The sequence below is a fragment of the Fodinicola feengrottensis genome, assembly GCF_010993775.1.
Taxonomy (GTDB): domain Bacteria; phylum Actinomycetota; class Actinomycetes; order Mycobacteriales; family HKI-0501; genus Fodinicola; species Fodinicola feengrottensis.
Genome location: NZ_WOTO01000006.1, coordinates 104,137 through 117,653, shown reverse-complemented (window position 1 = coordinate 117,653; position 13,517 = coordinate 104,137). Strand labels below are relative to the sequence as shown.

At 66.1% G+C, this 13,517-nt stretch carries 10 protein-coding genes and 7 pseudogenes; 9 read left to right on the top strand and 8 right to left on the bottom strand.

Going from position 1 to position 13,517, the window contains the following annotated elements; genetic code table 11:
• The first annotated feature begins 28 nt into the window (after positions 1–28).
• From treS to GNX96_RS07380, 6 genes and pseudogenes are all read left to right on the top strand, one after another.
• A pseudogene (gene treS, locus GNX96_RS07400) lies at positions 29–1,894 on the top strand (maltose alpha-D-glucosyltransferase).
• A pseudogene (locus GNX96_RS62830) lies at positions 1,891–2,067 on the top strand (maltokinase N-terminal cap-like domain-containing protein); the annotation flags it as partial. The pseudogenes treS and GNX96_RS62830, both read left to right, overlap by 4 nt.
• A gap of 86 nt (positions 2,068–2,153) precedes the next feature.
• Positions 2,154–2,198 (top strand): annotated as a pseudogene (locus GNX96_RS62825) (hypothetical protein); the annotation flags it as partial.
• 9 nt (positions 2,199–2,207) lie between these two features.
• Entirely contained in the window at positions 2,208–3,341 is a 1,134-nt protein-coding gene (locus GNX96_RS07395; protein ID WP_279579679.1) for an aminoglycoside phosphotransferase, read from the top strand.
• Positions 3,338–5,553, top strand: a pseudogene (gene glgB / locus GNX96_RS07390) (1,4-alpha-glucan branching protein GlgB). Before GNX96_RS07395 ends, glgB begins: the two are co-directional and overlap by 4 nt.
• 247 nt (positions 5,554–5,800) lie before the next feature.
• Positions 5,801–6,961, top strand: a complete 1,161-nt coding sequence (locus GNX96_RS07380) for a flotillin family protein (protein ID WP_163567578.1) — start codon at positions 5,801–5,803, stop codon at positions 6,959–6,961.
• 52 nt (positions 6,962–7,013) lie between these two features.
• On the opposite strand, the gene GNX96_RS07375 is transcribed toward GNX96_RS07380, so the two are convergent.
• Together GNX96_RS07375 and GNX96_RS07370 are read right to left on the bottom strand one after the other, a co-directional pair.
• The gene (locus GNX96_RS07375; RefSeq protein ID WP_163567493.1) at positions 7,014–7,937 is read right to left on the bottom strand and encodes a tetratricopeptide repeat protein; all 924 of its coding nucleotides are present in this window, start codon (positions 7,935–7,937) and stop codon (positions 7,014–7,016) included.
• Between the two features lie 8 nt (positions 7,938–7,945).
• Complete coding sequence (locus tag GNX96_RS07370) at positions 7,946–8,131, bottom strand: hypothetical protein (RefSeq protein WP_279579678.1); 186 nt, start codon at positions 8,129–8,131, stop codon at positions 7,946–7,948.
• A gap of 304 nt (positions 8,132–8,435) precedes the next feature.
• Here GNX96_RS07370 and GNX96_RS07365 point away from each other — a divergent pair, with 304 nt between their 5' ends.
• Complete coding sequence (locus GNX96_RS07365) at positions 8,436–8,672, top strand: glycosyltransferase (protein WP_163567491.1); 237 nt, start codon at positions 8,436–8,438, stop codon at positions 8,670–8,672.
• Here the strand turns inward: GNX96_RS07365 and GNX96_RS07360 are convergent.
• Positions 8,638–9,000 (bottom strand): hypothetical protein, encoded by a 363-nt coding sequence (locus GNX96_RS07360; protein WP_163567490.1) that lies wholly within the window; start codon positions 8,998–9,000, stop codon positions 8,638–8,640. The two genes, GNX96_RS07365 and GNX96_RS07360, sit on opposite strands and share 35 nt — an antisense overlap.
• A 101-nt stretch (positions 9,001–9,101) precedes the next feature.
• Between GNX96_RS07360 and GNX96_RS07355 the strand changes: the two genes are divergently transcribed.
• Positions 9,102–9,593, top strand: a complete 492-nt coding sequence (locus GNX96_RS07355) for a glycosyltransferase (protein ID WP_163567489.1) — start codon at positions 9,102–9,104, stop codon at positions 9,591–9,593.
• A gap of 112 nt (positions 9,594–9,705) precedes the next feature.
• Here the strand turns inward: GNX96_RS07355 and GNX96_RS62820 are convergent.
• From GNX96_RS62820 to GNX96_RS49775, 3 genes and pseudogenes are all read right to left on the bottom strand, one after another.
• A pseudogene (locus GNX96_RS62820) lies at positions 9,706–10,185 on the bottom strand (DUF3159 domain-containing protein); the annotation flags it as partial.
• Between the two features lie 5 nt (positions 10,186–10,190).
• Positions 10,191–11,135 (bottom strand): FAD-dependent oxidoreductase, encoded by a 945-nt coding sequence (locus GNX96_RS07345; RefSeq protein ID WP_279579676.1) that lies wholly within the window; start codon positions 11,133–11,135, stop codon positions 10,191–10,193.
• Between the two features lie 85 nt (positions 11,136–11,220).
• Positions 11,221–11,367, bottom strand: a pseudogene (locus tag GNX96_RS49775) (NAD(P)-binding protein); the annotation flags it as partial.
• Positions 11,368–11,466: 99 nt separating this feature from the next.
• On the opposite strand from GNX96_RS49775, the gene GNX96_RS07340 reads away from it, so the two are divergent.
• The gene (locus tag GNX96_RS07340; RefSeq protein ID WP_163567488.1) at positions 11,467–12,069 is read left to right on the top strand and encodes a TetR/AcrR family transcriptional regulator; all 603 of its coding nucleotides are present in this window, start codon (positions 11,467–11,469) and stop codon (positions 12,067–12,069) included.
• Between the two features lie 45 nt (positions 12,070–12,114).
• On the opposite strand, the gene GNX96_RS49770 is transcribed toward GNX96_RS07340, so the two are convergent.
• Both GNX96_RS49770 and GNX96_RS62815 read right to left on the bottom strand, forming a co-directional pair.
• Positions 12,115–13,134: an MFS transporter gene (locus tag GNX96_RS49770; protein WP_279579675.1), complete on the bottom strand. Its 1,020-nt coding sequence runs from the start codon at positions 13,132–13,134 to the stop codon at positions 12,115–12,117.
• Positions 13,135–13,198: 64 nt separating this feature from the next.
• Positions 13,199–13,333, bottom strand: a pseudogene (locus GNX96_RS62815) (Bcr/CflA family drug resistance efflux transporter); the annotation flags it as partial.
• Between the last annotated feature and the right edge of the window lie 184 nt (positions 13,334–13,517).

Sequence of the window (13,517 nt, the reverse complement as noted above, 5' to 3'; positions counted from 1 at the left end):
CCGCCCAGCCCCTATTCCAGAGGTAATGATGAGCTCCAGCCAAGGCGCGGTTGCCGTTTCCGAGGCGTTGGCACCCGCCGGCGTCCTCGAGACCCGGCCGGCGCAGGTTCCCCAGTCCACGCACCCAGACCACGTCGAGCACACTGGGGACGCTCAGCTGCCGGACGGCACCCTGGTCGAACCGCAGGCCGACGACTTCGCGCACGCGAGGCCGGCCCGCAAGGACGACCAGTGGTATAAAAGCGCGGTTTTTTCTACGAGGTGTTGGTACGCGCCTTCCGGGACTCCAACGGCGACGGCACCGGCGACTTACGCGGGCTCACCGAGCAGCTGGACTACCTCTCGTGGCTCGGCGTGGACTGCCTGTGGCTGCCGCCGTTCTACGCCTCACCGCTGCGCGACGGCGGCTATGACATCAGCGACTTCCGTTCCGTACTCCCGGAATTCGGCACCGTTGACGATTTCGTCCGGCTGCTCGACGCGGCCCACAAACGTGGCATCCGGGTGATCACCGACCTGGTCATGAACCACACCTCGGACCAGCACCCGTGGTTCCAGGAGTCCCGGCGCGACCCGGAAGGTCCGTACGGCGACTACTACATGTGGAACGACGACGACCAGAAATACCCGGAAGCCCGGATCATCTTCGTGGACACCGAAACCTCGAACTGGACGTACGATCCGGTCCGCGGCCAGTTCTACTGGCACCGGTTCTTCAGCCACCAGCCCGATCTGAACTACGACAACCCGGACGTCTGCGACGCGATGATCGACGTCCTGCGGTTCTGGCTGGACATCGGCATCGACGGTTTCCGGCTCGACGCGGTGCCGTATCTGTACGCCCGCGAAGGCACCAACTGCGAGAACCTGCCCGAGACGCACACTTTCCTCAAGCGCTGCCGCAAAGTTGTCGAGGACGAGTATCCGGACCGGGTGCTGCTGGCCGAGGCGAACCAGTGGCCGGCGGACGTCGTCGAATACTTCGGTGAGACCAGCGTCGGCGGCGACGAGTGCCACATGGCGTTCCATTTCCCTCTGATGCCACGGATTTTCATGGCCGTACGCCGGGAGAGCCGGTTCCCGATCGCGGAGATCCTGGCCCAGACTCCGGACATCCCGGCCGGCTGCCAGTGGGGCATCTTCCTGCGCAACCACGACGAGCTCACGCTCGAGATGGTCAGCGACGAGGAACGCGACTACATGTACGCCGAGTACGCCAGCGACCCGCGGATGCGGGCCAACGTGGGCATCCGGCGCCGGCTCGCGCCGCTGCTGAACAACGACCGCAACCAGATGGAGCTGTTCACCGCGCTGCTGCTTTCGCTGCCGGGCTCGCCGATTCTGTACTACGGTGACGAGATCGGGATGGGAGACAACATCTGGCTGGGCGACCGGGACGCAGTCCGTACGCCCATGCAGTGGAGCCCGGACCGCAACGCCGGCTTCTCCACCGCCGACCCGGGCCGGCTCTATCTGCCGCCGCTGATGGACACGCTTTACGGCTACCAGTCGATCAACGTCGAGTCCCAGTCCAACGACACGTCGTCGCTGCTGCACTGGACCCGCCGAATGATCGAGGTCCGCAAGCAACACCCCGCTTTCGGGCTCGGCACCTTCGCCGACCTCGGCTCGTCGAACCCGGCTGTTTCTCGCGTACGTGCGGGAAACCGACGAAGACCACGACGGGCCGCAGGACCGGGTGGTGTGCGTCAGCAACCTGTCCCGTTTTCCGCAACCGGTGCAGTTGGACCTTTCCGCGTACGCCGGCGAGGCGTTGCGGGAGCTCACCGGTGGCGCCCTGTTCCCGCGGATCGGCGACCTGCCGTATCTGCTGACCCTGCCGGGCCACGGTTTCTACTGGTTCCAGATCGTGCCGGCCGAGGACGAACTGTGACTTCCCCCGAACCAGCGAAGAAATCGCCAGCCACCCCGAGCGCGAGCTCGGCCCGGCTGGTCGACGACCTGGGCGCGCAACTGGTCGGCCCACTGGCCGACTGGCTGCCAGCCCAGCGCTGGTTCGGCAGCAAGGGCCAGGAAATCGCGGGCGTACGGCCCATTCGGACGTACACCCTGCAGGACGGCGAGCCGCAGCTGGAACACCTGCTGGTGGCCGTCGACCAGGCCGATGGCGAGCACCTCTCTACCAGTTGTTGGTGGGGGTGCGCCGGAGCCTGCCGGAATACCTGGAACACGGCAGGATCGGGACCGTGCAAGGACCGCACGGCAAGGCGGTCGCGTACGACGCGGTGCTCGACCCGGACCTGGCCGGTCGGCTGGTCGAGCTGATCGCCGCTGGCGCGCACACCGACGAGCTGACTTTCGCGGCGGAGCCTGGGGTTGAGCTGGAAACCGGGCTGTCCAGCCGGCCGGTGACCACCGAGCAAAGCAACACCTCGCTGATTTTCGGCAACCTCTACATTCTGAAGCTGTTCCGGCGAATCAGCCCCGGACTGTCCGCCGACGTCGAACTGCACCGGGCGCTGCGGGACGTGGGCAGCACCCACATCGCGAACCCGCTGGGCAGCATTTCCGGTGACCTGGACGGAAAACCGGTCACGTACGGGATGCTGCAGGACTTCCTGGACAACACCGCGGACGGCTGGGCGATGGCCGAGGGCAGCGTTCGCGACCTGATTGGCGAGGCCGATTTGCACGCCAGCGAGGTCGGCGGCGACTTCGCGTCAGAGGCGTATCGGCTCGGCGAGGCGGTCGCGAACGTGCACCACGATTTGGCTCTGTCGTTGGGAACCGCACAGCTGGACCGGGCCGGCCTGGAGCGTACGGTCGCCACCATGCATCGGCGGCTGGACAAGATGGTCGCCACCATCGCCGAGCTCGCGGACTACGCCGGGCCGCTGCATTCCGCGTACGACGCGCTGCTCACGGTGGGCTATCCCATTGCGGTGCAACGCATTCACGGCGACCTGCACCTGGGCCAGGTGTTGCGAACGCTGAACGGCTGGGTCCTGATCGACTTCGAGGGCGAGCCGGCCCGGCCGCTGCCCGAACGCAGCGCGTACATGTCGCCGCTGCAGGACGTGGCCGGCATGTTGCGTTCTTTTGACTACGCGGCAAGGCATTTGCTGGTCGGCCTGGCGCCGGACCCGCAACTGGACTACCGCGCGAACGAATGGGCCGAGCGCAACCGCGGCGCTTTTTGCGACGGATATGCGAGTGTGGGCCTGGATCCGCGTGAGCAGCCGGCGCTGCTTCGGGCGCTGGAGCTGGACAAGGCCGTTTACGAGGTCGCGTACGAACACAACAACCGGCCGACCTGGCTGCCGATCCCGCTCGGGTCGGTGGCCCGGCTGGCCAGCGACGGAGCGGACTCGCAGCGATGAGCGACGCGGATCTAGAGGCGAAAACAGCAGAGACTGGGCCGATCCCGGACCGGGTGGAGCTGGACCGGTTGATCGGCGGCGCACACCACGACCCGCATGCGGTGCTGGGCGCGCACCCCCTGGAGAACGGCCGGACCGTGGTACGGGCTTTGCGGCCGTACGCGGAACAAGTCGTGCTGGTCGCGGCCGGATCGCGGGTGCCGATGCATCGGGTGCACGGTGGCGGGATTTTCCAGACCACAGTGGACGGTGCGCTCGGCGACTACCGGCTGTCGGTCAGCACGGCCGACGAGGTTTATATCGAGGACGACCCGTACCGCTGGCTGCCCACCCTCGGCGAGCTCGACCTGCACCTGATCGGTGAGGGTCGGCACGAAAAACTGTGGACCGTGCTCGGCGCCCATGTGCGGACGTACGAAACCGCCTCCGGGCCGGTCACCGGCACGTCTTTCGCGGTGTGGGCGCCCAACGCGCAGGGCGTCCGGATAACCGGCGACTTCTCTTTCTGGGACGGCAAAGCGCTGCCCATGCGAGTGCTCGGCTCCTCCGGAGTCTGGGAGCTTTTCCTGCCCGCGGTGCGAGCTGGCGCGCTGTACAAATACCAGATTCTGGGCCGTGACGGTGTCTGGCGGGAAAAAGCCGACCCGCTCGCCTTCGCCACCGAGATCCCACCCAGCACCGCGTCCAAGGTCAATGAGTCGGACTATGTGTGGACCGACGCCGACTGGGTCGCCAAACGCGCCGAGACGGCCTGGCACGCCAGCCCGATGAGCATCTACGAAGTGCATCTCGGATCTTGGCGACAGGGCCTCAGTTATCGCGAGCTGGCCACCGAACTTGTCTCGTACGTCACCGAAACCGGCTTCACGCACGTGGAGCTCCTGCCGGTCGCCGAGCATCCTTTCGGCGGCTCGTGGGGATATCAGGTTTCCTCGTACTATGCGCCGACCTCGCGTTTCGGCTCGCCCGACGACTTTCGCTATCTCGTCGACCAACTGCACGAGGCCGGCATCGGCGTGATCGTGGACTGGGTGCCCGCGCACTTTCCCAAGGACGAGTGGTCGCTGGCCCGCTTCGATGGCACGGCGTTGTACGAGCATGCCGACCCGCGGCGCGGCGAACAGCCGGACTGGGGCACGTACGTCTTCGACGTCGGCCGGCACGAGGTGCGCAACTTCCTGGTCGCCAACGCGCTTTACTGGATGAGTGAGTTCCACATCGACGGCCTCCGAGTCGACGCGGTGGCCTCGATGCTCTACCTGGACTACTCCCGGCAGGACGGCGAGTGGGTGCCGAACAAATAGGCGGCCGGGAGAACCTGGAATCCGTGGAATTCCTCAAGGAAGTCAATGCGACTCTTTACCGCGAGCATCCCGGTGCGGTGATGATCGCGGAGGAATCCACCGCCTGGCCGGGCGTCACCCGGCCCACCCACCTCGGCGGCCTCGGATTCGGCTTCAAATGGAACATGGGCTGGATGCACGACACCCTGTCGTATTTGTCGCACGAACCGGTGTACAGGCAGTATCACCATCACGAGATGACCTTCTCGATGATGTACGCGTACAGCGAGAACTTCGTGCTGCCGATCAGCCACGACGAGGTCGTGCACGGAAAAGGTTCACTGCTGCGGAAAATGCCCGGCGACCGCTGGCAGCAACTGGCGAACGTGCGGGCGCTGCTCGCGTACATGTGGGCGCATCCCGGCAAACAGCTGCTCTTCATGGGCAGCGAGTTCGCTCAGGAATCGGAATGGGCCGAAGGCCGGTCGCTGGACTGGTGGCTGCTGGAGAACGCGGACCACGCCGGCGTCCAGCATCTCGTACGGGATCTCAACGGTGTCTACAAGGAAACCTCCGCGCTGTGGGAGCGAGACACCGACCCCTCCGGTTTTGCCTGGATCGACGCGAATGACTCGCTCGGCAATGTGCTCTCGTTCGTACGATATGCGGCCGATTCGACGTTGGTGTGCGTGGCGAACTTCGCCGGTGTGCCGCACAATGACTACCGCCTCGGGTTGCCGCTGACCGGCCGCTGGGACGAGGTGCTGAACACCGACGCCGGCCACTACTGCGGTTCCGGGGTGGGAAATCTCGGCGGTGTGCTGGCCCAAGCCGAGCCATGGCACGCGATGCCGGCTTCGGCGGCCGTACAGCTGCCGCCTTTGGGCACCGTCTGGCTGCGCCATCGGCCGGTCGCCGAGGCAGACTGAGAAACATGAGCAGTGGCGACTCGCCCGTGGGACGGACGGGAAGGTTGATCCTGGCCAGCCGTGGCGCCGAGGGAGCCGGTGAAGTGCTCATTAGAATTCGCGGCGGGACAGAGACTTTCATCGCTTGGACCGACGCGCCCTTGCCAAAAGGTGCAAGAGTGTTAGTTGTCGAATCACGGGGCGCCCGGACGGTTCACGTGGTGGAGTGGTCCCCACACGATCCGAGCGTGGTGGATTAGGAGAGATGATGTTCGGCTATCACGTTCCAAGGCCTGACCAGGCGATGCTGATCTCCGGCGCACGCGGCCGGGCCGGCACACCGTTCCGGGTGGTCACCGGGCACGGCACCTTCGCCATGCCAGTTTTTCGTAAAGTTCGCTACCTCACGCTGTCCATGAACGAGGCCGAGGTCGCCGAAAACTGCGTCACGAAACAGGGCATCGCGCTGCAGGTGCGGGCCGTTATCGCCTTCAAAGTCGGAAACGACGACGAAAGCATCGTCAATGCCGCGCAGCGGTTCCTCTCCGACCAGGACCAGATGTCGGTGCTGACGGGCCGGATCTTCTCCGGTCACCTGCGCTCGATCGTCGGCTCGATGACCGTCGAGGAAATCGTCACCGAGCGGCAGAAACTCGCCACCGAGGTGCTGGACGGCTCCAAGGCGGAAATGGCGAAGATCGGTCTTTCGGTCGACTCACTGCAGATTCAGTCGATCGACGACATGAAGCTGGGATACATCGCCGCGATGGCGGCACCGCACAACGCGGCGATCCAGCAGCGGGCAAAGGTCGCGCAAGCGCAGGCCAACCAGCTCTCCGTCGAGGCCGAGCAGCAGGCGCAGCGCAACCAGGCCGAATACTCGCGGCAGACCGCGGTCGTCCAGGCGCAGTACAAGGCCGAGGTGGACAAGGCACAGGCCGAGTCGGCCCAGGCCGGCCCGTTGGCGCAGGCACAGGCACAGCGCCAGGTCCTGCAGGCACAGACCGAGTTGGCCCAGCGCGCCGCCGAGCTGCGCCAGCAACAGCTCATTTCCGAGGTCGTCAAACCGGCTGAGGCCGAAGCCGAACGGGTCCGCATTCTGGCTCAGGCGGACGCCGAGCGCATCCGCATCCAGGCCGAGGCGGCGGCCTCGCACAACCGGGTCGCGCTGGACCGGATGCTCATTGATCAGCTTCCCCTGCTCGTACGGGAGGCCGCTCAGGGCCTTTCCGGCGCCAACGTGAACATCCTCAACGGCGCCGACGGCCTCGGTGAAATCGCCGCCGGCCTGGTGGGTCAGGGTCTGGCGATCCTGGACTCGGTGAAGAAAGGCCTGCCGTCGTCGAATGCCGCTCCGGAGGCGTCCTCGTCTTCGGACGCGACCCCGCGCGGCCTGGAAGCCGTGCCAGCCGCCAAGAAACAGCAGTAGTTTCTCTCCAGGAGGGCCCGGCGCCGGTGGCGCCGGGTCTTTCTTTTTTGCCTCAAGCCGCGAGGCAGCGCAGGTTTCGCTCGGTCAGCGCGAGATCTGGGTGCTCTGGACCCAGGATTTTCCGCTTGATCCTGATGGCTTTCTGGTAATACCGCCGAGCCTGCTCGGGACGACCCTGTGCTGCTTTGAGTACGCCGAGATCGTTGAATGTCACGGCCAGCTCGTAGTTGTCCGCGTCGTACACGCGCTGGAAGGTGGCCAATGCCCGCAGGTAAAGCCGCTCAGCTTCGTCGTACTTTTTCTGTCCCGCCAACAACGACGCCAATGCGGCCTGGTCAGCGGCCACGATCGGATGGTCCAGACCAAGCAGTTTGGCGCGAATCCTGACCGACCTGCGGGCCGCCGGCTCGCCGGCCGCGTACCGGCCGCGAGAATGCTCCAAGCCACCGAGGTTGTGCCAGAGCGACGCGGCGGCCAAGCTGTCCGGCTCCGCCATTTCCAGTGCCTGCCAATAAACAGTCTCGGCTTCGTCGAAACGTTTGGCGTATTTGTAGACGACACCTAAACCGCACAGTAGGGTGACCCGGTCCTGGCTCATCTCGACTTGCGAAAGGGCCGACTGGTAAAGCGCCGCCGCCGAGTCCAGTCGGTTGCCAATTCTTTCCATCACGGCCAGCCTGGCCAGCGCGTGAACCCGCAGCCGCGTATCACACGTGGTGCCGAGCGATTCAGTGATCGCAGCAGCCCGTTGAGCGTACGACTCTGCGTCGTCATATCGCGACAGCTGTTCGCAGATAGCGCTCAACCCGATGCACATATGGGCAACCTCGGCGTGTTCCGCGCCACGTACATTTTCCCATGCCGCTAGCGCGGCCTTGGCCGGCGCGAAAGCTAGCGCCGGCCGCCCCTGCACGTAAAACTCCCGAGCCCGCGCGTTTGCCTCTTTCGCCGCACCCAACTCGTCATTCGTGATCATGGCGGGTTTTATCGCCCGGAGCTTTTCGCCACACCAGCCTGGCTGTGATTGTTCGGCTCCTGCCGCAGCAACCATTCCCACTCGATGGCCGCGGGAACCTCAGCCTGGCTGTGATTGACATCGGGATTGGTGAGAATCCACGCCCAGTCGCTGACAGCGGTGTCGGCCTGATTGTGGTTATGCGGCTCGGTCATGGCCCCCACCAAATGTCGGCCACGTCACATTGTTTAGCGGTTGTAGTCATCTGCTCGCTCTCCTTGCCATTGTTTCCGAATCAACCATGACTCGAGAACGGCCCGAGAGCATCCGTAGTAATACCTAGATCAAAACCAGCCCGCCTTCGCTCGACCACACCCGTACATATCGCCGGCGCCCACCTGGCCTGGCCGCCACCGTCCAAGCGGCCGTCGAAACCGTCGACGCCGGACCGCGTTGACATTTGTCAACAGGTAGACCGAAAGCCTACTGACGGCAAGGCGCGATGCATGATGGGGGGACATGCGGATCCTGATGGCGACCACGTCCGGCAGCGGGCATTTCCAGCCGATGCTGCCCTTCGGGGCGGCGTTCCGGCGAGCCGGGCACGAGGTGCTGGTGGCCGCGCCGCGGTCGTTCGCCGGCCAGGTCGAGCGGGCCGGCTACCCGTACTGGCCGTGTGACGACATCGCCGACGAGGACTTGGCGGTGGTGCACGCCAAGATCAAGAAGCGCCGCCCGGCGAGGGCAACCTGCTGACTGTTGGCATCGGCGCCGACCTCGCGCCGCGGGCCATCCTGCCCCGGATGCTCGCCGCCGTCGACCAGTGGCGGCCTGACCTGGTCTTTCGCGAAGTCGCCGAGCTCGGCTCGGCGCTGGCCGCCGAGCTGCGCGGGGTGCCCCAACTGCAGGTGCTGGTCGGGTTGGAGAAGTTCAGCAGGATCACCATTCCGGTCGGCGCACCGCTGCTCGCGCGCGTACGAGAGTCCGTCGGGCTGCCGCCGGATGAGGCCGGCGACCGCCTCCGCTCACTGCGGTCGGTGAGCCTGTTGCCGCCGTCCTTCGAGGAGTCGCCGGCCCCATCCATCCATCGCTTCCGTGACGACGTCTTCTCCCCGGCCGGTGCCTCTCCGAGCGACGAACCGTTGGTCTACGTGACCTTCGGTACGGTCGCCGGCGCGATTCCCTTTGCGGAGAGGGCGTTCCGCGCGACCGTCGACGCCCCGCGCCGACCTCCCCGTCCGCGTCCTCGCCACCGGCGCCGACGCGGCCGACTTCACGGACCTACCGGCCAACGTACGTGTCGAGAAATGGGTCCCCCAAGACGACATTCTCCGAGCGGCCGCCGTGATGGTGTGCCACGGCGGGATGGGTACGGTCCTGGGCGCGCTGCGAGCCGGCGTCCCGCTGGTCGTCGTCCCCCAGTTCGCCGACCACCCCGACAACGCTGCCCGCGTCGAGGCTCTTGGCGCAGGCCTGCGGGTAGGCGTCGACGGCAGCACCGCCCCAGCCGATCCCGACGCCGTACGAGCGGCTGTGGTGCGAGTGCTCGCCGACCCGTCTTTTCGTTCAGCAGCCCAGGTGGTGGCCCGCGAGATCGCTTCGCTTCCGCCAGCGGACGAGGTGGTCGGTAGCTACCTAACTGGCGGGGATCGTCCCCGTCGATTGTTGGGTACGTAGGATTCGCCAGCACAGATATAGGCACACGGCCAGCGCCGGGGTTGTCAGCGGTGGTCGCGATTCCCAGTGCGATCACGTTTTCGCTGACATACAGCGGAATCATTACGCCGGCAGCCAGAGCGAATTTGGTCAGGAAGACCGCGGTGCACCGCTGGTAGCGTCGTCGACGTACGAGGTCGCGCCGCCAGTTGAACCGGCCAAGCTGGTCACCGCGCGCTGTTTCGACGATGAGACCGACGATCGGCAGTTGGATCAGCATGGAAATCAGCACGATAGGGCCAAGGACCAGGTCGGGTAGCATTTCCGGAAGGTAGAAGTCGACGGCGTGTCCGGTGCCGCCGGCCAGGATCGTGGACAGGCCGACGATGGCCAGCGGGATGCCTGCCCGCCACCACTTTTCCGGCTGCCTGATCACCCGGATCAGCGCGATGATGAGTACACACCCCACGGCGATCAGTGCTGACGGCAGCACCTGCCCGGTCCGCAGGTAAACAAGCAGGAACAGTGCGCGGATGGTGACGGCTTCAGCGATAGTGCGCCAGCCGCCGACAGTGTCGAGCAGGGACAGCGACTTGCGGGTCAGGAAACTCATTCCAGTCATTCATGCCACCGGCTATGGGATGCGCTCCGGTGTTGCGCTGCCGACACTGGTTTCACGGCGTGGTTGTCGCTACGCATGTCGTGCTCGACGGCGCCGATCGCGGCCACCAGGTCTTCTTGTCCTCTGGCGGTCCTGGCGAGCGCGTCGCGGAGGCGGTACGCGTCGCGCATCGCCAGGTTGCCACCGAAACCGGGGGCCGCGTGGATGGCGTCACCGATGACCGTCACCGGACCCGCCGGCCACGCCGGTGTGGGAGGGATCATTCCGATCCGGAGCGCGACCGTCGCATGCGGCCAGGCGCCGTCGATGACGTCCAGCAGCGGCGCGGGAAGCCCCCTTGCCAGGCTCCGGGCTCGATGCCACACAGAGTGCGGCGAGTCGGCGGAGCCCAGCTGATCGGGTGTAACGGGCATCGCCCACATCACGTAGTCCTCGGCGCCGGTCACGGCGGCGGCGTGCAGGTCAGGCAGCCACCGGTCCCGCGCGGTCACTGGCGGCTCGGTGAACCGCAGAACACCCAGGACCACGATCCTGCCGCGCACCTGCGCACTGGTGGCGTTGTCACCAATCCGCGTGAGAAGTACGGTGTCGGCCACGGTCGCCAAGGGTGCCGCACCCATCAGCATGCGCTTACCCGTATCGATTACCCGCACCTGCGGGAGGAGCTGGCGGCGGACCGCCGATCCAACACCATCGGCACCGATCAGGGCGTCCGCGGTGTCCACGCTTCCATCGCCGAAGTACACCCGAACAGTGCCATTGGCACGAGTTTCGAATCGGGTGAACGGTGCGCCGAACCGTACGGCGTCCTCCAGCCCATGCAACAAGACCGCGCGTAGCAGCGGCCGGTCCACCTGCCGGCCGGCGCGCACCCCACCAGCTCCGCCGTTCAGTGGCTCGCTGCGTACGACGGTCAGTTCGCCGGCCACCTCGGACAACACCCTGGGTCCGGTCCCGCTGTCGGCCCATCGCGGCTTGCGCCATCTTCAGGTGCGCCGGAGGAAGACATGCACTCAGTGCTGTCATCCCGCGATCATCCAGATGCAGGCTGACACCCTGCCGGCGCCGCTGCGGCCCGTCGCGTTCGTACACCCGGACCTCGATTCCCTCCCGACGGAGTCCCTGGGCCAGCGTCAAGCCACCGACGCCCGCCCCTACCACGATCACTTTCATGTACGGCCTCGTTTCTTCACCAGTTGGTGAAGTTCACGCTAGCGCGGCCGCGGTCAAAACACCACCGAATGATGAAGAAAGGCGGGTAGACTCCGACCGATGACAGACGACCTACCCGCGACGCGACCTGGACGCTGGCGCTCCGGTGCGCAGAGCAGGCAGCGAGTTCTCGACGCCGCTCGCACCCTGTTCGCCGCGCGCGGATACAGCGGCACCACCGTGCGCGCGGTCGCCGCCAACGCTGGCGTGGACCCGGCGATGGTGTATTACTTCTTCGGCACCAAACAGGGCCTTTTCAGCGCCGCGCTTGAGATGTCTCCGCAGGTCGCGCCGGCGCTACACGCGGTCTTCGCCGGCAGCTTGGACAGCATGGGGGTACGGATCATTCGGACCCTCTTGGAAGCCATGGACGCGTCCGACCACGTGCCGTTGGCGATCCTGACGCGGACGGCTCCGCATCATGACGAGTCCGAGGTATTGCTGCGCGAATTCATCGACCGGGAACTTACCGACCGATTGATGGCGATGCTCGACGCTCCAGATGCGGCGATGCGGGTCGGGACTGTCAATGCCTTCATCCTGGGCGTCGCCGTGGCGCGCTACGTCGTACGCATGGAGCCCGTTGCCAGCGCGTCCGTCGACGAACTGGTCGCGAGGATCGGACCGACCTTGCAGCAATGCCTCACCGGGCCGACTGCCTAGTGCGGACCGGAGGCCTAAGCTCGCGCCTCGGCAGCCACTTCAGACTCATGAGTCGCGGGCTCGTATCGCAGCAATACTCGCTGTCGAGCAGCCGCCGCCGCACGGCCGGACCGGGGTCGGGCCAGGACGAGTTGGGCGGTCAACGACAACAGCGTCAGGCCGGCGATGAATCCAGCCATCGGGATCGCCGTAGAGCTGCCACCCAAGCCCATAAGAGCGGTCACAGCGCCACCGAGCACGAACTGGCTGGCGCCCATCAGAGCGGCGCCGGTGCCGGCGGATTTCGGGTAGTCGTTCAGGGCCATCGCCATCCCGTTGGGCATCACCAGGCCGATGCTCGCGACCATCACGAACAGCGGCACCGCGATCCACCACACGCTGCTGGGACGAGTGGTGGCGATGCCGAGCAGCACCGCGCCGGAGAGGGTGGCGATGACCACGCCGACGATCAGCAGCCGGCGGGGGGGCGAAGTAGCTGACCAGCCGGCCGTTGACCTGGGTCATCGCGACCATTCCGAGCGCGTTGATGCCAGCCGCGACGCCGTACGCCTGCGGGGTCAGGTGGTAAATGCCCTGGTAGACGAAGGACGCGGCGGCTATGTAGCCGAAGACAGCGCCGAACATCAGGCCGTTGGTCAGCGCGTAGCCGACGTAGATGCGGTCGGTGATCAGCACCCGGTAGCTGCGCAGGGCCGTACGAACGCCGCCGGTCGTCCGGCGGTCCGCGGGCAGGGTCTCCGGAATCGCGAAATACGCGGTGGCCAACAGCCCCAACGCGACCACGGCCAGGAACCAGAACACGCCGCGCCAGTCGACCAGCCTCAGCAACTGGCCGCCGATCATCGGCGCGAGGATCGGGCCGAGGCCGGTCACCAGCATCATGGTGGACAGCAGCCGGGCCGCGGCGGCCCCGGCGGCCAGGTCGCGGACCATGCCCATCGCGACCGCGACGCCGAACGCGCCGGCCACACCCTGCAGGAACCGGGCGCCGATCAGGATCTCGATGCTCGGCGAGACGGCCAACAGCACCGACATCGCCAGGTAGATGGTGAGCCCGATCAGCATCATGCCGGCGCCGTCCGATCGCGTCCGAGAGCGGGCCGGAAATCGGCTGACCGAGCGCCAGCCCGACCAGGAATCCGGTCAGCGTCAGCTGCACCGACGCCTCGCTCGCGCCCAGCTCGTGCTGAATGGTCGGGAACGCCGGCAGGTAGAGATCGATGGACAGCGGCCCCAAGATGGTGATCGCCCCCAGCAGCAGCACCAACCCCGACGCGTGGTCGGCCGGTCGCCGTGACTGTCGGCTGGGATGTCTTGACGCTGGTCACCGTGGCCGCCCTTTCCAGTGAAAATTTCTCGACAACACACCGTCGCACGGGGGTACGACAAGAAAGCCCTAGCTAGATCTTTTCTGGTTAATCGACGTGGCGCGACGGAATATTTCACTG

Coding starts and splice junctions, on each gene's coding strand:
- GNX96_RS07360 (WP_163567490.1), bottom strand. CDS start 9,000: ATGGATGGGGCCGGCGACTCCTCGAAGGACGGCGGCAACAGGCTCACC.
- GNX96_RS07380 (WP_163567578.1), top strand. CDS start 5,801: ATGTTCGGCTATCACGTTCCAAGGCCTGACCAGGCGATGCTGATCTCC.
- GNX96_RS07370 (WP_279579678.1), bottom strand. CDS start 8,131: ATGACCGAGCCGCATAACCACAATCAGGCCGACACCGCTGTCAGCGAC.
- GNX96_RS07365 (WP_163567491.1), top strand. CDS start 8,436: ATGCGGATCCTGATGGCGACCACGTCCGGCAGCGGGCATTTCCAGCCG.
- GNX96_RS07340 (WP_163567488.1), top strand. CDS start 11,467: ATGACAGACGACCTACCCGCGACGCGACCTGGACGCTGGCGCTCCGGT.
- GNX96_RS49770 (WP_279579675.1), bottom strand. CDS start 13,134: ATGCTGATCGGGCTCACCATCTACCTGGCGATGTCGGTGCTGTTGGCC.
- GNX96_RS07375 (WP_163567493.1), bottom strand. CDS start 7,937: ATGATCACGAATGACGAGTTGGGTGCGGCGAAAGAGGCAAACGCGCGG.